This window comes from Frigoribacterium endophyticum, assembly GCF_011759585.1.
GTDB classification, from domain to species: Bacteria; Actinomycetota; Actinomycetes; order Actinomycetales; family Microbacteriaceae; genus Frigoribacterium; species Frigoribacterium endophyticum.
In genome coordinates, this window is sequence record NZ_JAAOYV010000001.1 from 1,213,790 (window position 1) to 1,235,274 (window position 21,485).

Annotated in this window: 19 protein-coding genes; all 19 read left to right on the forward strand. The window is 73.9% G+C overall.

Annotation, left to right across the window (positions count from 1 at the left end; translation table 11 throughout):
- The 19 genes from mltG to FHR77_RS05725 all read left to right on the forward strand — a co-directional run bounded on the left by mltG (position 1) and on the right by FHR77_RS05725 (position 21,377).
- Positions 1-1,272 (forward strand): endolytic transglycosylase MltG, encoded by a 1,272-nt coding sequence (gene mltG, locus FHR77_RS05635; protein WP_167259157.1) that lies wholly within the window; start codon positions 1-3, stop codon positions 1,270-1,272.
- A 98-nt stretch (positions 1,273-1,370) separates the two neighbouring features.
- Entirely contained in the window at positions 1,371-2,576 is a 1,206-nt protein-coding gene (aroC, locus tag FHR77_RS05640; RefSeq protein ID WP_167259158.1) for a chorismate synthase, read from the forward strand.
- A 71-nt stretch (positions 2,577-2,647) separates the two neighbouring features.
- On the forward strand, positions 2,648-3,142 hold the full coding sequence (locus FHR77_RS05645) for a shikimate kinase (RefSeq protein WP_167259476.1): 495 nt from the start codon (positions 2,648-2,650) through the stop codon (positions 3,140-3,142).
- The gene (aroB, locus tag FHR77_RS05650) at positions 3,139-4,269 is read left to right on the forward strand and encodes a 3-dehydroquinate synthase (RefSeq protein ID WP_167259159.1); all 1,131 of its coding nucleotides are present in this window, start codon (positions 3,139-3,141) and stop codon (positions 4,267-4,269) included. Before FHR77_RS05645 ends, aroB begins: the two co-directional genes overlap by 4 nt.
- A gap of 30 nt (positions 4,270-4,299) precedes the next feature.
- Complete coding sequence (locus FHR77_RS05655) at positions 4,300-5,586, forward strand: ATP-binding protein (RefSeq protein WP_341777232.1); 1,287 nt, start codon at positions 4,300-4,302, stop codon at positions 5,584-5,586.
- The gene (locus FHR77_RS05660) at positions 5,583-6,725 is read left to right on the forward strand and encodes a tetratricopeptide repeat protein (protein WP_167259160.1); all 1,143 of its coding nucleotides are present in this window, start codon (positions 5,583-5,585) and stop codon (positions 6,723-6,725) included. Before FHR77_RS05655 ends, FHR77_RS05660 begins: the two co-directional genes overlap by 4 nt.
- A gap of 111 nt (positions 6,726-6,836) precedes the next feature.
- Complete coding sequence (gene efp / locus FHR77_RS05665) at positions 6,837-7,400, forward strand: elongation factor P (protein WP_056054683.1); 564 nt, start codon at positions 6,837-6,839, stop codon at positions 7,398-7,400.
- A gap of 18 nt (positions 7,401-7,418) precedes the next feature.
- A complete protein-coding gene (gene nusB / locus FHR77_RS05670) occupies positions 7,419-7,829 on the forward strand; it encodes a transcription antitermination factor NusB (RefSeq protein ID WP_056054687.1) in 411 nt (136 codons plus the stop codon).
- Between the two features lie 96 nt (positions 7,830-7,925).
- On the forward strand, positions 7,926-8,513 hold the full coding sequence (pyrR, locus tag FHR77_RS05675; protein WP_167259161.1) for a bifunctional pyr operon transcriptional regulator/uracil phosphoribosyltransferase PyrR: 588 nt from the start codon (positions 7,926-7,928) through the stop codon (positions 8,511-8,513).
- Positions 8,510-9,466, forward strand: a complete 957-nt coding sequence (locus tag FHR77_RS05680) for an aspartate carbamoyltransferase catalytic subunit (protein WP_167259162.1) — start codon at positions 8,510-8,512, stop codon at positions 9,464-9,466. Before pyrR ends, FHR77_RS05680 begins: the two co-directional genes overlap by 4 nt.
- The gene (locus tag FHR77_RS05685; protein ID WP_341777233.1) at positions 9,463-10,833 is read left to right on the forward strand and encodes a dihydroorotase; all 1,371 of its coding nucleotides are present in this window, start codon (positions 9,463-9,465) and stop codon (positions 10,831-10,833) included. The genes FHR77_RS05680 and FHR77_RS05685 overlap by 4 nt, the downstream gene beginning before the upstream one ends.
- The gene (locus FHR77_RS05690) at positions 10,830-11,354 is read left to right on the forward strand and encodes a PH-like domain-containing protein (RefSeq protein ID WP_208380408.1); all 525 of its coding nucleotides are present in this window, start codon (positions 10,830-10,832) and stop codon (positions 11,352-11,354) included. Before FHR77_RS05685 ends, FHR77_RS05690 begins: the two co-directional genes overlap by 4 nt.
- A complete protein-coding gene (gene carA / locus FHR77_RS05695) occupies positions 11,347-12,531 on the forward strand; it encodes a glutamine-hydrolyzing carbamoyl-phosphate synthase small subunit (protein WP_167259163.1) in 1,185 nt (394 codons plus the stop codon). The genes FHR77_RS05690 and carA overlap by 8 nt, the downstream gene beginning before the upstream one ends.
- Positions 12,531-15,806: a carbamoyl-phosphate synthase large subunit gene (carB, locus tag FHR77_RS05700; protein WP_167259164.1), complete on the forward strand. Its 3,276-nt coding sequence runs from the start codon at positions 12,531-12,533 to the stop codon at positions 15,804-15,806. Before carA ends, carB begins: the two co-directional genes overlap by 1 nt.
- On the forward strand, positions 15,803-16,678 hold the full coding sequence (gene pyrF, locus FHR77_RS05705) for an orotidine-5'-phosphate decarboxylase (protein WP_167259165.1): 876 nt from the start codon (positions 15,803-15,805) through the stop codon (positions 16,676-16,678). Before carB ends, pyrF begins: the two co-directional genes overlap by 4 nt.
- Positions 16,675-17,559 (forward strand): guanylate kinase, encoded by an 885-nt coding sequence (gene gmk, locus FHR77_RS05710; RefSeq protein ID WP_056054710.1) that lies wholly within the window; start codon positions 16,675-16,677, stop codon positions 17,557-17,559. Before pyrF ends, gmk begins: the two co-directional genes overlap by 4 nt.
- A 117-nt stretch (positions 17,560-17,676) precedes the next feature.
- On the forward strand, positions 17,677-17,943 hold the full coding sequence (gene rpoZ / locus FHR77_RS05715; protein ID WP_056054714.1) for a DNA-directed RNA polymerase subunit omega: 267 nt from the start codon (positions 17,677-17,679) through the stop codon (positions 17,941-17,943).
- 141 nt (positions 17,944-18,084) lie between these two features.
- Complete coding sequence (gene metK / locus FHR77_RS05720) at positions 18,085-19,314, forward strand: methionine adenosyltransferase (RefSeq protein ID WP_056055904.1); 1,230 nt, start codon at positions 18,085-18,087, stop codon at positions 19,312-19,314.
- Positions 19,315-19,343: 29 nt separating this feature from the next.
- Positions 19,344-21,377 carry a primosomal protein N' family DNA-binding protein gene (locus FHR77_RS05725; protein WP_341777234.1) on the forward strand — a complete coding sequence of 678 codons (2,034 nt, stop codon included), beginning with the start codon at positions 19,344-19,346 and terminating at the stop codon, positions 21,375-21,377.
- Positions 21,378-21,485 lie beyond the last annotated feature (108 nt).

The window sequence follows — 21,485 nt, forward strand, 5'->3', positions numbered from 1 at the left end:
GTGGCCGACGATCCCCAGTGGGACGACCTCTTCGCGTCGCCTCCGCAGTCCGACCCTCCCCGTGGCGCCGACGGCAGCCGCGCCTCCGCCCGTGACCGCCGAGCCGGGGTCGCCACCGCCGAGCCTGTCGAGGAGGTGCCGGCCGCCTCCCGTCGTGAGCAGCGCGACCGGGAGCGCTCGCCCCGGGCCCGCGAGAAGCGCCCTCGCGGCAGCAAGAAGGGCGGCGTCGTGCTGCTCGTGGTCCTGCTGGTCGTCGTGGGCGGCGGCGCCGCGGGCGTCGCAGCAGCCTGGGGCGCCGTGTCGCCCCTGATCGAGAAGCTCCAGGGCGAGCCCGCGCCCGAGGACTTCTCCGGCTCCGGCAACGGCACGGAGGTGCAGTTCGCCGTGACCAGCGGCGAGAACGGCTCCGACATCGCGACGAACCTCAACGACGCCGGCGTCACGAAGAGCTACCAGGCCGCCTACTCGCTCATGCTCGCCGACCCCACCATCACGTTCCAGCCCGGCAGCTACACGCTGCAGCAGGAGATGAGCGCCGCCTCGGCCCTCGCCGCCCTCCAGGACTCCTCGAACCGGGTCACCGACCGTGTCGTCATCCCCGAGGGGACGGCCGCCGTCGACGTGTACACGTTGCTCGCCGACGCCACGGGCATCCCGCTCGACCAGGTCCAGGCCGCGGCCGCCGACCCCGCGTCGTTCGGCCTGCCCGCCGAGGCGACGAGCCTCGAGGGCTGGCTCTTCCCGGCGACCTACGAGCTCGACCCCGGCCTCGACGCGCGGGGCTACCTGCAGCAGATGGTCGACACGATGAAGGAGCGCCTCGCGGCCGCCGGCGTCCAGCCCGCCGACCAGCAGCGCATCGTCGTCTTCGCCTCGCTCATCCAGCGCGAGGCGGGCCTCGCGGCCGACTACCCGAAGGTGGCGCGGGTCTTCCAGAACCGCCTCGACCAGGGGATGCTCCTGCAGTCCGACGCGACCGTCGCCTACGGCACCGGCAACACGCACCGCGTGACGACGACGGACGCGGAGCGCGGCGACGCCGACAATCCCTACAACACGTACCAGCACGAGGGCCTCCCCGTCGGCCCCATCTCCAACCCCGGCGACCTCGCGATCGACGCGGCCGTCGCCCCGGCCGACGGCACCTGGCTCTACTTCGTCACGACGAACCTCGACACCGGCGAGACGGCGTTCTCGACGACCTTCGCCGAGCACGAGGAGGCCGTGGCCGTCTGGCAGGCGTGGATGCGCGAGCACCCCGAGTACCAGTAGGCCCCCAGCAGTGCCGTGCCCGCCGCCGTCGCCCCCGCCCGGGGCGACGGCGGCGGTCGTCGGACGGCCACGACCCCGGCCTGTGCGAGGATTGCCGCATGCTTCGTTGGTTGACCGCAGGGGAATCTCACGGCCCCGAGCTCATCGCCGTCCTCGAGGGGCTGCCCGCGGGCGTGCCCGTCTCGATGGACGCCGTCCGCACCGACCTCGCCCGGCGGAAGCTCGGCTACGGCCGTGGCTCGCGGATGAAGTTCGAGCAGGACGAGCTGGCCATCTCCGGCGGCGTCCGCCACGGCCTCACCATGGGCAGCCCGGTCGCCCTCCGCATCGGCAACACGGAGTGGCCGAAGTGGGAGGAGGTCATGAGCCCGGAGCCCGTCGAGGTCAGCGACGCCTCCCGGGGGCGCAGCGCCCCCCTCACGCGCCCCCGCCCCGGCCACGCCGACCTCGTCGGCATGCAGAAGTACGGCTTCGACGAGGCCCGCCCCGTCCTGGAGCGCGCGAGCGCCCGCGAGACGGCCGCGCGCGTGGCCCTCGGCGCCGTGGCGCGCTCCTTCCTCGCCGAGCTCGGCGTCGAGCTCGTCAGCCACACGCTCTCCGTCGGCCCCGTCCGCGTGCCCGAGGGCGCTGACCTGCCGCGCCCCGGCGACGTCGACCGCCTCGACGACGACCCCCTCCGCTGCTTCGACCCGGCCACCTCGGCACTGATGGTCGAGGAGGTCGAGTCGGCGAAGAAGGACGGCGACACCCTCGGCGGCGTGGTCGAGGTGCTCGCCTACGGCGTACCGCCCGGCCTCGGCTCGCACGTGCACTGGGACCGCCGTCTCGACTCCCGCCTCGCGGCCGCCCTGATGGGGATCCAGGCGATCAAGGGCGTCGAGGTCGGCGACGGCTTCGAGACGACCCGGCGTCGCGGCAGCGTCGCGCACGACGAGCTGCACCGCCAGGGCGGCCTCATCTCCCGCGACACCGACCGCGCCGGGGGCACCGAGGGCGGCATGAGCACCGGCACGGTCCTCCGCGTCCGCGCCGGCATGAAGCCCATCGCCACCGTCCCCCACGCCCTCGCGACGATCGACGTCGCGACGGGCGACGAGAGCAAGGCGCACCACCAGCGCTCCGACGTCTGTGCCGTCCCCGCCGCCGGCGTCGTCGCGGAGTCGATGGTCGCGCTCGTCCTGGCCGACGCGGTGCTCGAGAAGTTCGGCGGCGACTCCCTCGCCGAGACCTCGCGCAACCTCCGGGCCTACCTCGAGTCGATCCCCGACACCCTCCGCACCGAGGCGGCGGCCTCCGGATCGTGACCGGGGCCCCGGAGGGCACGCCGACGCGGCCTCCCGCCGCCGAGGCCGCGCCCGTCGTGCTCATCGGCCCCATGGGCGCCGGCAAGAGCAGCATCGGGAAGAAGCTGTCCCGGCGGCTCCGCCTCCCCTTCGTCGACACCGACCGCGTCGTCGTGCGACGGCACGGGCCCGTCGCGGAGATCTTCGCCGTGCACGGGGAGCCCCGGTTCCGGGAGCTCGAGCACGACGTCGTCGCCGAGGCGCTGACCAGCCCCGGCGTGGTCTCGCTCGGCGGGGGAGCGGTGCTCCACCCCGACACGCGCGAGCGGCTCGCCGCGACGACCGTGGTGCTGCTGACGGTCACGCCCGAGGCGGTGGAGGCGCGGATCGCCGGGTCCGCCCGCCCGCTCCTGCAGACCGGCGGCATGGCCGCCTGGCGGGCCATCGCCGACGAGCGGGCGCCCCTGTACCGATCCCTGGCCGACGTCGAGCTCGACACGTCCGACCGGCCCGTCTCGACCGTGGTCGACGACATCGTCGTCTTCCTGGCCGGGCGCACCGACCCCCTGACCGAGAGGCCCGCATGAGCGACACCCGCCCCCACGACAGCGACCGGCAGGGCGCCCCCGCCCGCGACGACGGCTCGACGACGATCCGCGTCGGCGGCGACGCCCCCTACGACGTCGTCCTCGGCCGGGGCGTGGCCTCGCGCATCCCCCCCCTGCTGCCGAGCGGCACCGCCAAGGTGCTGATCGTCCACGCGCCCACGCTCGGCCGGAAGGCCGGCGAGCTGCGCGAGAGCCTCGTGGCCGCGGGCTACGAGGCCATAATCGCCGAGGTCCCCGACGCGGAGGACGCCAAGCGCGTCGAGGTGGCGGCCTTCTGCTGGCAGGTGCTCGGCCAGGCGGACTTCACGCGCACCGACGCGGTCATCGGCCTCGGCGGCGGCGCCGTCACCGACCTCGCGGGCTTCGTCGCCGCGACCTGGCTCCGGGGCGTCGCGCTCGTCCAGGTGCCCACCACCGTCCTCGGCATGGTCGACGCGAGCCTGGGCGGCAAGACCGGCATCAACACGGCCGAGGGCAAGAACCTCGTCGGCGCCTTCCACGCTCCGGTCGCCGTCGTGGCCGACCTCGACATGCTCGACACGCTCGGCCGGAACGAGATCCTCGCCGGGTTCGCCGAGGTCGTGAAGGCGGGCTTCATCGCCGAGCCCGAGATCCTCGACGTGATCGAGGCCGACGTCGACCGGGCGGTCGACCCGACGACCCCGGAGTTCCGCCGGGTGCTCGAGCTGGCCATCGGCGTGAAGGCGCGCGTGGTCGCGGCCGACTTCACCGAGCAGGGGCTCCGCGAGATCCTGAACTACGGCCACACCCTCGGCCACGCCGTCGAGCACGCCGAGCGCTACCAGTGGCGGCACGGCGCCGCCGTCTCCGTCGGCATGGTCTTCGCCGCCGAGCTGGCCCGCCTGAGCGGACGGCTCAGCGACGAGGTCGTCGACCGTCACCGCCGCATCCTCGAGTCCCTGACCCTGCCCACGAGCTACCCGCTGGGCCGCTGGAACACCCTGCTCGCGACGATGCAACGCGACAAGAAGTCCCGCGCCGGCATGCTCCGCTTCATCGTCCTCGACGACGTGGCGAAGCCCACCGTCCTCACCGGTCCCGACGCGAGCCTGCTCTTCATGGCCTACCAGGAGATCGGTTCCTGACGGTCGCTCACGGGTCACTATGATCCGGGGGTGCGTGAATCCCTGATCCGGTCGCTGAGGCTCGCCGTCGAGCAGTCCCCGGACGACGTCCCCCTGAGGGTCCACCTCGGCGCCCTGCTGTGGGAGGAGGGCGACGTCGACGGCGCCGTGGCCGCCCTGGCGGCGGCCCTCGCCCGCGATCCCCTGGACGAGCACGCGCGGGCGGGCATGCGACGAGCCCTCGGGCCGTCCGGCGACACGGCGGGGGGCGTGCGGGACGACGGGGCGGTCGACGAGGCGGCACCGGTCGACGACGGGGCGACGTCGCTCGGCGACCCCGAGGGCGTCGCCGACCCGCGGGGCCTCGACGACCTCGGCGCCGGTGACGGCCCCGGCGGCCCGGCGCGCAGCGACGACTCGGGCTTCGACTGGGCCACCGCCGAGGACGACCTCCACGCTGCCTCCTTCCGCATCGACCGGCCCGCCGCCCGGCTCTCCGACGTCGGGGGGATGGCCGACGTGAAGGCCGCCGTCGACCAGGCGTTCCTCGTGCCGCTGCGCAACCCCGAGCTGCGGCAGGCGTACGGGGCGACGATGCGGGGAGGGCTGCTGCTCTACGGCCCGCCCGGCTGCGGCAAGACCCACCTCGCCAGGGCCCTGGCCGGCGAGCTGGACGCCGCTTTCCTGAGCGTCTCCCGGGCCGACCTGCACGACCACGCGAGCGGCCGCGCCGACCTCGCCGTCGCCGACCTCTTCGCCGCCGCGCGACGCGCCGCACCGTGCGTGCTCTTCCTCGACGAGGTCGACACCCTCCTGCCCCGCCGCTCGTCCGCGGACGGCTGGACGGCGGCGCTCACCACCCAGGTGCTCGTGGAGCTCGACGGCGTCGACTCCCGGAACGACGGCCTCTTCGTGCTCGCCGCGACGAACCGCCCCTGGGAGGTCGACACGGCCGCGCGACGGCCAGGGCGCCTCGACCGCACGCTCCTCGTGCTCCCGCCGGACGGTCCTGCCCGACGGGAGATCGCCCGTCGTCGCCTGGAGGGACGGCCGGTGGGCCACGTCGACCTGGACGGCCTGGCCCGTCGGACGGAGGGCCTCTCCGGCGCGGACGTCGCCTACGTCTGCGACCTGGCCCTCCGTCGGGCGCTCTCCGACAGCGTCGCGGCCGGGACGCCCCGTCCGGTCTCCGACCGGGACCTCCGCCGCGCGGTGTCGTCCGTGACGTCCTCCGTGGGCGAGTGGGCGGCGGCGGCACGCAGCGTCGTGGCCTACGGCGTCGACGACGGCACCTTCGCCGAGCTGCGGGCCTTCCTCGGCGTGAGGCGGGGCCGGTGAGCACCGACGACCTCGCCGACGCGACGCGGCTCCGGGGGGAGGGCCGGCTGAAGGAGTCCGCGGCCGCGCTCGCCCGGCACCTCAGGTCCGACCCCGACGACGCGCCCGCGCTCCGGCTCCTCGCGGCGGTGCAGCTCCAGGCGGGCCGCCGGCTCGCCGCGCGCGACACCGCCCGGCGTGCCACGTCCGTCGAGCCCGGAGCGGCGACGGCCTGGACCGTCCTGGCCGAGGCGTCGCACCGCCTCGGCGAGGCGGACGACGCGAGGGCCGCGACGGCCGAGGCCCTGCGTCTCGCGCCGCACGAGTGGCGGGTGCACGCGAGCGCCGCCTACCTGGGCATGGCCGAGCCGTTCCCCACCGACGCGACGAGGGCGCACGCCGCCGAGTGCGTCCGCCTCGCCCCGGAGCAGCCCGCCGCCCACCTCGTCGTCGCCGACATGGCCGTCCGCGACCGGCGGTACGCCGCAGCCCGCGCCGCCTTCCGCACGGCGCTGGCCCTGGAGCCCGAGAACGTCGACGCCCGTCGCGGCCTCGACGCCCTCGACCTCGACACGGGGCGCGCCGAGGTCGCGAGCGTCGGGGCCCTGGCGCAGCTGGCGGACGCGCCGACCTCGAGGGACGCGCTCGTCCACCTCCGGTCCTTGGTGCACCAGGTCGTCACCCGCCTCGGAGCGCTCCCCGCCCTGGCCCCCTGGGCGACGGCGCTCCTCGTCGCCGGCGCGGGGGCCGGGGCGGCCGAGGCCGACGGGGGCGTCCTCGTCGCCGTCCTGCTCCTCGTGCCCGTGCTCGCCACGCTCGCCGCGGCCGGGTGGTGGCTCCTCCTCGTGGCCAGGTTCGCGGCCCGGGCGGGCCTGGAGCCCCGGGCGCTCCTCGACCGGCTCCACGCGGTCAGCCCGGCGCACGTCGCCTGGCTCGGCGTCCAGGCCGGTGTCCTGCTGCTGCTGGTCCTCGGCTGCTCCGTCGTGCTCGTCCTGGGCTCGGCGACGGGCGACGGTCCCGTCGTCGGGCCGGCGCTCGTCGTCGCCGGAGTCTGCGGCGCGTCGGCCTTCGTCCTCTCCGTGCTCTCCTGGCTCGGGGGCCCGGTGCTCGGCGCCCTGGTCTCGAGCCCGTCGCGCGGCGGACGCCGCCGACCGCGCTAAGCTCCTCCTGGCCTGATCAGGGCCCTCGCGGTCCGCCGCCGTCACCGCCCCCGAGGTCGGCCCGGCGCCTCCGCTTACCTCACGCTCGCAGACACGAAGGACCCCGCACGCATGGCGACCACCAACGACATCAAGAACGGCGCCGTCCTCAACCTGGACGGCCAGCTCTGGAACGTGATCGAGTTCCAGCACGTCAAGCCGGGCAAGGGCGGGGCCTTCGTCCGCACCAAGATGAAGAACGTCATGTCGGGCAAGGTCGTCGACAAGACGTTCAACGCCGGCACCAAGATCGACTTCGCCAACGTCGACCGCCGCGAGTACACGTACCTCTACGCCGAGGCCGACGGCTACGTGTTCATGGACACCAGCGACTACGACCAGATCAACGTCCCGGCGACGATCGTCGGCGACGCGAAGAACTTCATGCTCGAGAACCAGAACGTGCAGATGGCGCTCCACGACGGCACGCCCCTCTACATCGAGCTGCCCGCCAGCGTCGTCCTCGAGGTCACGTACACCGAGCCCGGCCTGCAGGGCGACCGCTCGACCGGCGGCACCAAGGCCGCGACGGTCGAGACCGGCTACGAGATCCAGGTCCCGCTCTTCCTCGAGACCGGCACCAAGGTCAAGGTCGACACGCGCGACGGCGGCTACCTCGGCCGCGTCGCCGACTAGTCGGCGCCGACAGCCTCCGTGAGCGCACGCACCAAGGCGCGCAAGCGCGCCCTCGACGTCCTCTACGTCGCCGACGTCCGACAGATCAGCATCAGCGACGCCCTGGTCGCCGAGACCACGCGGGCGATGGCCCAGCCCGAGCGCAGCTCCAGCTGGGGCTACGCCCGCGACCTCGTCCAGGGCGTCGTCGAGAACGGCTCCGAGATCGACGAGCTCATCGAGACGTACTCGCAGGGCTGGCCCCTGAAGCGCATGCCCATTCTCGACCGGGGCATCCTCCGCATCGCCATCTTCGAGCTGCTCCACGCCGACGACGTGCCCGACCACGTCGCGATCAGCGAGGCGGTCGAGCTGGCGGAGTCGCTGAGCACCGACGACTCCGCCACCTTCGTCAACGGCCTGCTCAGCAGCGTCGCCGCCAGCCGCTAGGCTGCCGGAACCGCGTCGCGGCCTGCGGGCCGGGTCGCGACGCACCACCCCGACGTCCTTTAAGTTCCGTCCCGAGAGGCGGGGAAGGAGGTCCGATTGAGCACCCGTACCGTGCTGAGTCAGGCTGACATCACGCGCGCCCTGACGCGCATCTCCCACGAGATCCTCGAGTCGAACCGGGGCCCCGACGGGCTCGTGGTCCTCGGGGTCCCCACGCGGGGCGTGGCCCTCGCCGAGCGCCTCGGGGCGACCCTGTCGTCGATCGCGGGCGTGGCCGTGCCGGTCGGCTCCGTGGACGTCACGATGTACCGCGACGACCTGCGGCGGAACCCCACGCGCGCCAGCCACCCCACGAGCCTCCCGACCGGCGGCATCGACGGCGCGGTGGTCGTGCTCGTCGACGACGTGCTCTACTCGGGCCGGACCGTCCGGGCAGCCCTCGACGCACTCAGCGCGCTCGGCCGACCGCGGGCCGTCCGTCTCGCCGTCCTCGTCGACCGGGGCCACCGCGAGCTCCCGATCCGGGCCGACTTCGTGGGCAAGAACCTGCCGACCTCCTCGTCGGAGCGCATCTACGTGCACCTGTCGGAGGTCGACGGCGACGACGGGGTCGCCATCGAGGGAGGCGCGGGCGACGAGCCCGGCACCACACCCGCCGAGCAGACGGGAGGGCCCACCTCGTGAGGCACCTCCTCAGCACGGCCGACCTGAGCCGCGACGACGCCCTCCGGGTGCTCGACGTCGCCGAGGACATGGCCGACGTCGCCACCCGGCAGGTGAAGAAGCTCCCCACGCTCCGCGGCACCACCGTGGTCAACCTCTTCTACGAGGACTCCACCCGCACCCGCATCTCGTTCGAGGCCGCGGCCAAGCGCCTGAGCGCCGACGTGATCAACTTCGCGGCGAAGGGCTCCAGCGTGTCGAAGGGCGAGTCCCTGAAGGACACCGCCCAGACCCTCGCCGCGATGGGAGCCGACGGCATCGTCCTCCGGCACCCCGCCTCCGGCGCCCCTCGCGTGCTGGCCGACAGCGGCTGGGTCGACGCCGGGATCGTCAACGCCGGCGACGGCACGCACGAGCACCCGACGCAGGCGCTGCTCGACGCCTTCACGATGCGTCGTCGCCTCCACGGCGCCGCGAGCCGAGGCCGCGACCTCGACGGGGTGGAGGTGCTCATCGTCGGCGACGTGCTGCACTCCCGCGTGGCCCGGTCGAACGCCTGGCTGCTGCGGACGCTCGGCGCCCACGTCACCGTGGTCGCGCCGCCGACGCTGCTGCCGGTCGACGTCAGCCGCTTCGGGGTCGACGTCCACTACGACCTCGACGAGGCCATCGCGGCCGTGCGGCCCGACGTCGTGATGATGCTGCGCATCCAGCAGGAGCGCATGCACGAGGCGTTCTTCCCCAACGCCCGCGAGTACGCCCGCTCCTGGGGCCTCGGCGCCGTGCGGTTCCGCACGCTGCCGGAGACGACGATCGTCATGCACCCCGGGCCGATGAACCGCGGCCTCGAGGTCAGCGACGAGGCGGCCGACTCGCCCCGCTCCACCGTGCGCGACCAGGTGACGAACGGCGTCGCCGTCCGCATGGCCGTGCTCTACCTGACCCTCGCCGGCGACCGGGAAGGGACCCCGTGACCACCACCTCCTACCTGATCCGCTCCGTCGAGGCCCCCGACGGCGCCCGCACCGACGTCCTCGTCCGCGACGGCGTCGTGGCCGAGCTCGGCTCCGGGCTGAGCCACCTCGGCGCCCGGGTCGTCGACGGCGACGGGCTGCTCGTGCTGCCCGGTCTCGTCGACCTGCACACGCACCTCCGCGAGCCCGGCGGCGAGGGCAGCGAGACGGTGCTCACGGGCTCCCGCGCGGCGGCGGCCGGGGGCTACACGGCGGTCAACGCCATGGCCAACTCGTCACCCGTGGCCGACACGGCCGGCGTCGTCGAGCAGGTCCAGGCCCTCGGCGACCGAGCTGGCTACGTGACCGTGCGGCCGATCGGCGCGGTGTCGCAGGGCCTCGCCGGCACGCACCTCTCCGAGATCGGTGCGATGGCCCGGTCGCGCGCCGCCGTCCGGGTCTTCTCCGACGACGGCCACTGCGTCTCCGACCCGCTGCTCATGCGCCGCGCCCTCGAGTACATCAAGGGCTTCGGGGGAGTGCTCGCGCAGCACGCGCAGGAGCCGCGGCTGACCCAGGGCGCGCAGATGAACGAGGGCGCGCTCTCCGCCGAGCTCGGCCTGGGCGGCTGGCCGGCCGTCGCCGAGGAGGCGATCATCGCGCGCGACGTGCTGCTCGCCGACCACGTCGGGGCCCGCCTGCACGTCTGCCACGTGTCGACGGCCGGCAGCGTCGAGGTGGTCCGCTGGGCGAAGTCCCGGGGCATCGCCGTGACCGCCGAGGTCACGCCGCACCACCTGCTGCTCACCGAGGAGCTCGTCTCGAGCTACGACTCGCGCTACAAGGTGAACCCGCCGCTCCGGCGGCAGGAGGACGTCGAGGCCCTCCGTGCGGCCCTCGCCGACGGCACCGTCGACATCGTCGCCACCGACCACGCACCGCACACCTCGGAGGCGAAGTGCTGCGAGTGGGACGCCGCGGCCAACGGGATGGTCGGCCTCGAGTCGGCCCTCTCGGTCGTGCACCGCACCATGGTCGAGACGGGCCTGATCGGCTGGGCCGACGTCGCCCGCGTGATGTCCACGACCCCGGCCGTGATCGGGCAGGTCGCGGGCCAGGGCCGCCCGCTCGCGGTGGGGGAGCCCGCCGAGCTCACGCTCTACGATCGAGGGGTGACCCGCACCTTCGGCCTCGAGCACCTCGCGGGCAAGAGCACGAACTCGCCGTACCTCGGCGAACGGCTCCCCGGGCGGGTCGAGGCGACCTTCCACCAGGGCTACGCGACCGTCCTCGACGGGTCCGTGGTCGCCGCCGAGGCCGTCGCCCGGTCCGCCGCCGAGGTCTCGGCTCGCGCCGTGCTGGCCGCGGGGGAGGCGACCGACCGGTGACCTACTGGCTCATCGGCGCCGCCGTCCTCGTGCTCCTCGGCCTCCTCATGGCCGCGATGGTCCGCGCCTGGCGCGCCCGCGGGCGACGACAGTCGGAGGTGCCCGCCCCCGAGCGCGCCCCCGACGAGCTCGGGCCCGCGAGCGTCGAGCGCGACGGGTTCTACGTCGCCACCACCCGGGCCGGCGACCCCCTCGACCGGATCGTCGTCCACGGCCTCGGCTTCCGCGGTCGCGCGGTCGTCTCCGTGCACCCCGAGGGCGTCCGGCTGGCCATCGCGGGCGAGCCTGCGGTGCTGATCCGCGCCTCCTCGGTCCGCGCCGTCGAGCGCGCCACCTGGGCGATCGACCGCGTCGTCGAGACCGACGGCCTCGTGGCGGTCACCTGGAGCCTCGGCGACACCGTCGTCGACACCTACCTGCGCTTCGCCGACGACCCCCGACCGGTCGTCGACGCCCTGCGCCCCCTCGTCCCCCCGGCCCCCGCGGCCGGCACCCCCACAGGAGAGAAGACCATTGACTGACGCGTCGAACACCCCCCGGGCCGTCCTCGTGCTCGAAGACGGGTCGCGCCACGTCGGCCGCGCCTACGGCGCCGTCGGGCGCACCCTCGGCGAGACCGTCTTCGCGACCGGCATGACCGGCTACCAGGAGACCCTCACCGACCCGTCGTACGCGGGCCAGATCGTCGTGATGACGGCGCCGCACGTCGGCAACACCGGCGTCAACGACGAAGACCCCGAGTCACGCCGCATCTGGGTCTCCGGCTACGCCGTCCGCGACGCCAGCCGCGTCGTGTCGAACCACCGCGCCCAGGGCAGCCTCGACGACCAGCTCGTCGCCGACGGCGTCGTGGGCATCCGGGGCATCGACACCCGGGCCGTGACCCGTCGCCTCCGCGACGTCGGCTCGATGCGGGGCGGCATCTTCAGCGGGGCCGACTTCGACCTCGCCGACGACGAGCAGCTCGCCCTCGTGCGCGACTCGGCCGACATGCGCGGCCTGAGCCTGTCGAGCGAGGTCTCGACGACGGAGCGCTACGTGCTCCCGGCCGAGGGCGAGGCCGTCGGGACGGTCGCCGTGCTCGACCTCGGCGTCAAGACCTCGACCCTGCGCTACCTCGCCCAGCGCGGCTTCGAGGTGCACGTGCTCCCGCAGGACACGTCGCCCGAGCAGCTCCGCGAGCTGGCTCCCGACGCCCTGTTCTTCTCGAACGGCCCCGGCGACCCCGCGGCCAGCGACGCCCAGGTCGAGCTGCTCCGCGGCGCGCTGCGCGACGGGGTGCCCTACTTCGGCATCTGCTTCGGCAACCAGCTCTTCGGTCGGGCCCTCGGGTTCGACACCTACAAGCTGCCCTTCGGCCACCGCGGCATCAACCAGCCCGTGCTCGACAAGACCACCGGTCGGGTCGAGATCACCAGCCAGAACCACGGCTTCGCGGTCGACGCCCCGATCGAGGGCGTGCTCGACTCGCCCGCCGGCTTCGGCCGCGTCGAGGTCAGCCACTTCAGCCTGAACGACGAGGTCGTGGAGGGGCTCCGTGCCCTCGACATCCCGGCGTTCTCGGTGCAGTACCACCCCGAGGCCGCCGCGGGCCCGCACGACAGCAACCACCTCTTCGACCGCTTCCGCGAGGCGGTCGTCGCCCGGAAGTCCGGCCAGCCCGTCGACTTCGGCTCCGACCTGGAAAGCAGCAACTGATGCCCAAGCGCGCAGACATCAACTCCGTCCTCGTGATCGGCTCCGGGCCGATCGTCATCGGCCAGGCGGCCGAGTTCGACTACTCGGGCACGCAGGCCTGCCGCGTGCTCCGCGAGGAGGGCGTCCGGGTCATCCTCGTCAACCCGAACCCGGCGACGATCATGACCGACCCCGACTTCGCCGACGCCACGTACATCGAGCCGATCACCTCCGAGGTGCTCGAGGCGATCATCGTCAAGGAGCGCCCCGACGCGATCCTGCCCACGCTCGGCGGGCAGACGGCCCTCAACGCCGCCATCGCCCTCGACGCCGAGGGGATCCTCGCGAAGCACGGCGTCGAGCTGATCGGCGCCAAGGTCGAGGCGATCCAGAAGGGCGAGGACCGCCAGCTCTTCAAGGAGCTCGTGCTGGAGTCCGGCGCCGACGTCGCGAAGTCGTACATCGCGCACACCGTCGACGAGGCGATCGAGTACGCCGAGGACCTCGGCTACCCGCTCGTCATCCGCCCGTCGTTCACGATGGGCGGCCTCGGCTCGGGCTTCGCCTACACGCGCGACGAGCTCGTGCGCATGGTCACCGACGGCCTGCACCAGAGCCCCACCACGGAGGTCCTCCTGGAGGAGAGCATCCTCGGCTGGAAGGAGTACGAGCTCGAGATGATGCGCGACACGGCCGACAACACGGTCGTCGTCTGCTCGATCGAGAACGTCGACCCGGTCGGCGTGCACACCGGCGACTCGATCACCGTCGCCCCGGCGCTGACCCTCACCGACCGCGAGTACCAGAACCTCCGCGACATCTCGATCGACATCATCCGGCGCGTGGGCGTCGACACGGGCGGCTGCAACATCCAGTTCGCGGTCGACCCGACGAACGGCCGCGTCATCGTCATCGAGATGAACCCCCGCGTCTCCCGCTCCAGCGCCCTCGCGTCGAAGGCGACGGGCTTCCCGATCGCCAAGATCGCGGCGAAGCTCGCCCTCGGGTACCGGCTCGACGAGATCCCGAACGACATCACGAAGGTGACCCCCGCCTCCTTCGAGCCCACCCTCGACTACGTCGTCGTCAAGGTGCCGCGCTTCGCCTTCGAGAAGTTCCCGGCCGCCGACACCACGCTGAGCACGACGATGAAGAGCGTCGGCGAGGCCATGGCCATCGGCCGCAACTACGCCCAGGCGCTGCAGAAGGCCCTGCGCTCGCTCGAGAAGCGCGGGTCGAGCTTCCACTGGGAGGGCGAGCCGGGCGACGCGGAGGCGCTCCTCGCGCTGGCGCACACCCCCACCGACGGGCGCATCGTGACCGTGCAGCAGGCCCTGCGTGCCGGCGCGACGGCCGAGCAGGTGTTCGAGTCCACCGCCATCGACCCCTGGTTCATCGACCAGGTGGTGCTGATCAACGAGGTCGCCGACGAGGTCGCCGCGGCCGCGGAGCTGGACGCCGACCTGTTCGCCCACGCGAAGGACCACGGCTTCAGCGACGCCCAGATCGCGCAGCTGCGCGGCCTCGGCGAGCAGGAGGTCCGCGAGCAGCGCTGGGCGCTCGGCGTGCGCCCGGTCTACAAGACCGTCGACACCTGCGCCGGTGAGTTCCCGGCCCTCACGCCGTACCACTACTCGAGCTACGACGTCGAGACCGAGGTCGCCCCGAGCGACCGCCGCAAGGTGGTCATCCTCGGATCGGGCCCGAACCGCATCGGCCAGGGCGTCGAGTTCGACTACTCGTGCGTGCACGCCAGCTTCGCGCTGAGCGACGCGGGCTACGAGACGATCATGGTCAACTGCAACCCCGAGACGGTCTCGACCGACTACGACACGAGCGACCGGCTCTACTTCGAGCCGCTGACCCTCGAGGACGTCCTCGAGGTCGTCCACGCGGAGTCGCAGAGCGGCGAGCTCGTCGGCGTCGTCGTGCAGCTCGGCGGCCAGACGGCGCTCGGCCTGTCGAAGGGCCTCGAGGCCGCCGGGGTGCCCATCCTCGGCACGACCCCCGACGCGATCGACTCCGCCGAGGAGCGCGGCCTGTTCTCGGCCATCCTCGACCGGGCGGGCCTCCTCGCGCCGAAGAACGGCACGGCGACCGACTACGAGAGCGCCGTCGCCGTCGCGGAGGAGATCGGCTACCCCGTGCTCGTCCGCCCGTCGTACGTGCTCGGCGGCCGCGGCATGGAGATCGTCTACGACAGCCCGTCGCTGGCCGACTACTTCGTCCGCGTGCAGGACGCGGCGATCATCGGGCCCGACGCGCCGCTCCTCGTCGACAGGTTCCTCGACGACGCGGTGGAGATCGACGTCGACGCGCTCTACGACGGCACCGAGCTCTACGTCGGCGGCGTGATGGAGCACATCGAGGAGGCCGGCATCCACTCCGGCGACTCGAGCTGCACGCTGCCCCCGGTCACGCTGGGCAAGGGCGAGATCGACCGCGTCCGCGAGGCGACCCTCGCCATCGCGCAGGGCATCGGGGTCTCCGGCCTGCTGAACGTCCAGTTCGCGATCGCCGCGGGCGTGCTATACGTCATCGAGGCGAACCCCCGGGCCAGCCGCACGGTGCCCTTCGTCTCGAAGGCCCTCGGCATCCCCCTCGCGAAGGCGGCCTCGCTCGTGATGGTCGGCACGTCGATCCGCGAGCTCGTCGAGAGCGGCCTGCTGCCCGAGCAGGACGGCTCCGACGTGCCGCTCGACTCACCGATCTCCGTCAAGGAGGCCGTCCTGCCCTTCAAGCGGTTCCGCACGAAGGAGGGGCAGATCGTCGACAGCGTGCTGAGCCCCGAGATGCGGTCCACCGGCGAGGTCATGGGCATCGACCGCGACTTCCCGCGCGCCTTCGCGAAGAGCCAGACCGCCGCCTACGGCGGGCTGCCCACGTCGGGCACGGTCTTCGTGTCGGTGGCCGACCGTGACAAGCGGGCCATCGTGCTGCCCGTGCTGCGCCTGCAGCAGCTCGGCTTCCGGATCCTCGCGACCGAGGGCACCGCGACCGTCCTCGTGCGCAACGGGATCGCGGCCGACACCGTGGCCAAGTTCAGCGCCGGCGGCGAGAGCGTCGTCGACCTGATCAACCGCGACGAGGTCGACATCGTGATCAACACGCCGAGCGGGTCCAGCGCGCGGGCGGACGGCTACGAGATCCGCGCCGCCACCGTCGCGGCCGACAAGGCTCTCTTCACGACGATCGCGCAGCTCGGCGCCGCCGTGGCGTCGATCGAGGCCGTGCACACCGACCTCGAGGTGACCAGCCTGCAGGACTACGGCATCGCCCGGGCCGCTCGCCGATGACCCCGACCGCGCCGTCGGCGCCCGCCCCCTTCGGCGACCGGCTCGCCGACGTCATGGCGAGCGTCGGCCCGCTCTGCGTGGGCATCGACCCGCACCCGTGGCTGCTCGACGAGTGGTCGCTCCCCGTGAGCGCCGTCGGCGCGCGGGAGATGGGCCTCCGCGTGGTCGAGGCGGCCCGGGGAGGCGCGGGCGTCGTCAAGCCGCAGGTCGCGTTCTACGAGCGGTGGGGCTCCGCGGGCTTCGCGGCCCTCGAGGCGGTGCTCGCGGCGGCCCGCGACGCCGGCCTGCTCGTCGTGGGCGACGCGAAGCGCGGCGACATCGGCAGCACGATGGACGCCTACGCCGAGGCCTGGTTCGCGCCCGACTCGCCCCTCCGCGTCGACGCCCTGACGGTGTCGCCCTACCTGGGCTTCGGGGCCGCGGCCGGCACGATCGCCCTGGCCCGCGCCTCCGGTGCCGGGGTCTTCGTGCTCGGCGCCACCTCGAACCCCGAGGCGCAGGGCGTGCAGCGCGCCGGGTCGGCCGGGGCGGACGGGCGCGTCGTCACCGTCGCGGGCGGTATCGTCGACCACGTGCTCGACGACAACCAGACCGCGGGGGAGACCCGCCTCGGCTCGGTCGGACTGGTGCTCGGCGCCACCGTCGACCTCGCCGCCACCGGCATCGACGTCGCGCGGCTGACCACCACGCCCGTGCTCGCCCCGGGCTTCGGCCACCAGGGCGCCCGGTACGACCAGCTGCGCAGCCTGTACGGCGCCGCGGCCGACGCTGTCGTCGTCTCGACGTCCCGGGGCGTGCTGTCGGCCGGCCCCTCGGGCGTGGCTGCCGCCGTGCGCCGCGACCAGGAGGAGGTCCGCTCGTGCCTCGCATGACCCCGCCCCCGGTCGACCGGGCCGCCGCCGCCCGGGCGGCCGTCGCCGCTCGTCGGGCCCGCGCCGCCGTCAAGGCGTCGATCGCGGAGCGTCGTCGATCGGCCCTCGACGTCGCCGAGTCGGCCTGGGCCGGCGAGGCCACCGAGCCCGAGGCGACGCTCCGCGTCCGCGAGCTCCTCACGAGCATCCCCGGCATCGGGCCGACCCGGGTCGCGCGCATCATGGCCGACCTCGGCATCGCCGAGTCCAAGCGCGTCGGTGGCCTGGGCGTGCGGCAGCGCCGCATCCTCGGCGACTGGCTGGCGCACCGCGAGGCGAAGGGCCGGCAGCGGTCGCGCCTCGTCGTCCTCGCGGGCCCGACCGCGGTGGGCAAGGGCACGGTGTCGTCGTACATCCGCGACAACTACCCCGACGTCCACCTCTCGATCTCCGCGACGACGCGGTCGCCCCGCCCCGGCGAGGTCGACGGCGTGCACTACTACTTCGTCGACGACGCCGAGTTCGACCGCATGATCCGTGAGCGGGAGCTGCTCGAGCACGCCGTCGTCCACAACTCGTACCGCTACGGCACGCCGCGGCCGCCGATCGACGCCGCGCTCCAGGAGGGCCGGAGCGTCCTGCTCGAGATCGACCTCCAGGGCGCGCGCCTGGTCCGGACGGCCATGCCGGAGGCGGTCCTCGTCTTCCTGCTGCCGCCCACCTGGGACGAACTGGTCCGCCGTCTCATCGGCCGCGGCACGGAGGACGCCGCGGAGCAGCAGCGTCGCCTCGAGACCGCCAAGGTCGAGCTGGCCGCCCAGGACGAGTTCGACGTCAAGGTCGTGAACCACGACGTGGCAGAAGCGGCTCGTGAGGTCGTAGACTTGATGACTGCGTCCTGACCAGGCCGCCCCGCGCCTGACCGGCGCCACGATCTCCCGTCCGGCCCCGGCCGCGGCGGCACCGCCACACGCAGCACCGCCACACGCAGCACTGCGACATGACAAGAGGAGCACAACATGGCCGACAAGAACCAGGGCATCATCGATCCGCCCATCGACGAGCTGCTCTCGAAGGTCGAGTCGAAGTACGCGCTCGTCATCTTCGCGTCCAAGCGCGCCCGCCAGATCAACGACTACTACGCCGACCTGCACGAGGGCAGCCTGTTCGACAACGTCGGACCGCTCGTCGACAGCACCATCGACGACAAGCCCCTCTCGGTCGCCATGCACGAGATCAACGAGGACAAGCTCGAGGTCAAGCCGCTCGCGGCGCCCGCCGAGTAGCGCCCCTCCCGCCGACCGCCGTCATCGACGGTGGTCGGTCGTACCATCAGACGAGGCCCCGCAGGAGTCGATCCCGCGGGGCCTCGCCCCGTCCCCGGGCACCCCCGGGGGCCCGTCCCGACACCCGGAGGACCCGTGACCCTGACCGACCAGACCACCAGCAGCCCGACACCGGCCGCGAGCAGCCTGCGGCTGTTCACGTCCGAGTCGGTCACCGAGGGCCACCCCGACAAGATCTGCGACCAGATCTCCGACGGCATCCTCGACGCCCTGCTGGCGGTCGACCCGGCGAGCCGGGTCGCGGTCGAGACCATGGTCACCACCGGGCTCGTGCACGTGGCCGGCGAGGTGACGACGAAGGGGTACGTCGACATCCCCACGATCGTGCGCGACCTGATCGTCGGCATCGGCTACGACTCGAGCGCCGTCAGCTTCGACGGGCGCACCTGCGGCGTCGAGGTCTCGATCGGCGCGCAGTCGCCCGACATCGCCCAGGGCGTCGACACCGCCCTCGAGGCGCGGGCCGGCACCTCCGACGACGTCCTCGACCGTCAGGGCGCCGGCGACCAGGGCATCATGTTCGGCTACGCGACGAACGAGACGCCCCAGTACATGCCGCTGCCCGTCTGGCTCGCCCACCGTCTCGCCGAGCGCCTCGCCCACGTCCGCAAGTCGGGCGAGCTCGACTACCTGCGCCCCGACGGCAAGACCCAGGTGACGGTCGGCTACGACGGCGTCGTGCCGAAGACGGTCGACACCGTGGTGGTCTCGACGCAGCACTCCCCGCGCGTGTCGATGGAGCAGCTCGAGGCCGACGTCATCGCGCACGTCGTGCGGCCCGTCCTCGACGAGGCGGGCCTCGACTCCCGCGAGACGCGGTTCATCATCAACCCCACGGGCCGCTTCGAGATCGGCGGCCCCCAGGGCGACGCCGGCCTCACGGGCCGCAAGATCATCGTCGACACCTACGGCGGCGCCAGCCGGCACGGCGGCGGCGCGTTCTCCGGCAAGGACCCGTCGAAGGTCGACCGCAGCGCGGCCTACGCCATGCGGTGGGTGGCGAAGAACGCCGTGGCCGCCGGCCTCGCCGACCGCATCGAGCTCCAGGTCGCCTACGCCATCGGCCGCGCCGCACCGGTCGGGCTCTACGTCGAGACCTTCGGCACGGGCCACGTCCCCGACGAGACCATCATCGAGGCCGTCACGGCGGTCTTCGACCTCCGCCCCGCGGCGATCATCCGCGACCTCGACCTGCTCCGCCCCATCTACGCCGCGACGTCGACCTACGGCCACTTCGGCCGCGAGCTGCCGGAGTTCACGTGGGAGGCCCTCGACCGGGTCGACGCCCTGCGGGCCGCCGCCGGGCTCTGACGGGTCCGACGGGCGTGGCGACGGCAGCGGTGTCCCCGTCGGCGGAGGAGCCTGCGTCGGGCGGGCCCGTCGACGCCGCCGCGCCCCGGGCGGTGGCGCGGGTCCTGGTCGAGTCGCCCCTGCCGCAGCTCGACCGGCTCTTCGACTACGCCGTCCCCGCTCACCTCCGCGCCGACGTCGCGCCGGGCGTGCGCGTCCGGGTGCCGCTCCGCTCGGCGGGGCGCATCGCCGACGCCTTCGTCGTCGAGCTCGACACGACGAGCGACCACCGGGGCGAGCTCAGCGACCTGGAGGACGTCGTGTCGACCGTCCCCGTGCTCGCCCCGGAGGTCTACCGCCTCGCCCGGGCCGTGGCCGACCGCGCCGGCGGCTCCGCGAGCGACGTGCTGAGGCTCGCCGTCCCGCCCCGGCAGGTGCGCGTGGAGAAGGCCCACCTCGCCGCCCTCGAGGAGGCCGCGGGCGCCGAGCCGGTCGCCGACGAGGCCGTCGAGGCGCACGCCGTGACGGGGTACTCCGCCGACGCCCTGGCGGGCCTCGTGCCGGCGAGGGGGCGCGCCGCGGTCGACGCCGTGCCGCTGCTCGCCGAGCTCCCCGACGGCACGTGGGTCGGCCGCTGGGCGGTCACGGCCGCCGAGCTGGCGACGGTGGCCCTCGCCGCCGGCGACGACGCGATCGTCGCGGTGCCCGACCACCGTGACGAAGACCAGGTGCTGCGCGCGCTGGCGGCCGTGCTCCCGCCCGACCGGGTCGTGCGGCTCGACTCGCGCCAGTCGAACGCCGACCGCTACCGGGCCGTCCTGCGGGCCCGGGGCGCGACTCCTCTCGTCCTGGTCGGCAACCGGTCGGTGCTCCTGGCGCCCTCGGAGCGCCTCGGGCTCATCGTGGTCTTCGACGACGGCGACCCGCTGTTCTCCGAGCCTCTGAGCCCCTACGTGCACGCCCGCGACACGGCGCTCCTGCGGCAGGCCCAGCAGGGCACCGCCCTGGTCTTCCTCGGGCACACGCGCAGCACCGACGTGCAGCGCCTCGTCGAGATCGGCTTCCTCGCCGAGGTGCGCCCCGACCCTCGCTACCAGCCGCACGTCGTCCCGACCTCGCAGCAGGCGGCCCGCGACGGCTTCGCCGCGCAGGCCAGGATCCCCTCCACGGCCTGGACGGAGGCACGGGCCGCGGTCGAGCACGGGCCCGTGCTGATCCAGGTCGCCCACCCCGGGTACTCGCCACGACTCGCCTGCACGGAGTGCGGCGACACCGCCCGGTGCCTGCGCTGCAACGGGCCCCTCGTGCAGCGGTCGCAGGGCGCCCAGCCGGCCTGCTCGTGGTGCGGGGCCCTGGCCGTCGGCTGGCGCTGCCAGACCTGCGAGGGCACCGTCATGAAGAGCGTCGGCACGGGCGCCTCCCGCACGGCCGACGAGCTGGGCAAGGCCTTCCCCGGCGTCCGCGTCATCGTCTCCGACGGCTCCCGCGAGATCGTCCGGGTCGACGACGAGCCGGCCATCGTCGTCGCGACCCGCGGGGCGGAGCCGATCGCCCCGGGCGGCTACCGTGCCGTCCTCCTCCTCGACGGCGAGCGGATGCTCGCGCGGGAGAGCCTGCGCGTCGCGGAGGACTGCCTCCGCTGGTGGGCCAACGCGACGGCCCTCGCCGCCCGCCGCGCGCCCGTGGTGCTCGTCGGCGTCGGCGGAGCGTTGGCCTCGGCCCTCGCCACGTGGCAGCTCGCCCGCTACGTGTCGGGCGAGCTCGCCGACCGGCGAGAGCTGCGGTTCCCTCCCGCCGTCCGCGTGGCCACGGTCACCGGCACCGTCGACACCGTGGCCCAGGCCCTCGAGGCGCTCCCGCCCGAGGTCGGCCGGGAGGTCCTCGGCCCGGTCGAGGTGCCCGACGCCGGCGTCCGGGCCATCGTCCGGTTCGACTTCGCCCGGGGCGCCGAGGTGGCCCAGGTGCTGCGCTCCCAGGTCATCCGCGCCGCCACCGGTCGACGCAAGGCGGTCGCAGGTCGTCGAGGCCGCCCGCTCCCTACACTCAGGGTGCGCTTCGACGACGTCGAGCCGTTCACCGACTGACCGGGCCACCGACCGACCGGGCCGGCGTCCGGGTCGGCTCCGCGCCTCCCCGGTGCCCCGTCCGTCGGCAGCCCGTCACCCTCCGCCCCCCCCCCCCCCCGCCCGCCC

What these genes read in the sequence shown, in the direction of transcription:
- gmk (WP_056054710.1), top strand. Translation starts at nt 16,675, where the DNA reads ATGACCCCGCCCCCGGTCGACCGGGCCGCCGCCGCCCGGGCGGCCGTC.
- aroC (WP_167259158.1), top strand. Translation starts at nt 1,371, where the DNA reads ATGCTTCGTTGGTTGACCGCAGGGGAATCTCACGGCCCCGAGCTCATC.
- FHR77_RS05645 (WP_167259476.1), top strand. Translation starts at nt 2,648, where the DNA reads ATGGGCGCCGGCAAGAGCAGCATCGGGAAGAAGCTGTCCCGGCGGCTC.
- carB (WP_167259164.1), top strand. Translation starts at nt 12,531, where the DNA reads ATGCCCAAGCGCGCAGACATCAACTCCGTCCTCGTGATCGGCTCCGGG.
- aroB (WP_167259159.1), top strand. Translation starts at nt 3,139, where the DNA reads ATGAGCGACACCCGCCCCCACGACAGCGACCGGCAGGGCGCCCCCGCC.
- rpoZ (WP_056054714.1), top strand. Translation starts at nt 17,677, where the DNA reads ATGGCCGACAAGAACCAGGGCATCATCGATCCGCCCATCGACGAGCTG.
- pyrF (WP_167259165.1), top strand. Translation starts at nt 15,803, where the DNA reads ATGACCCCGACCGCGCCGTCGGCGCCCGCCCCCTTCGGCGACCGGCTC.
- efp (WP_056054683.1), top strand. Translation starts at nt 6,837, where the DNA reads ATGGCGACCACCAACGACATCAAGAACGGCGCCGTCCTCAACCTGGAC.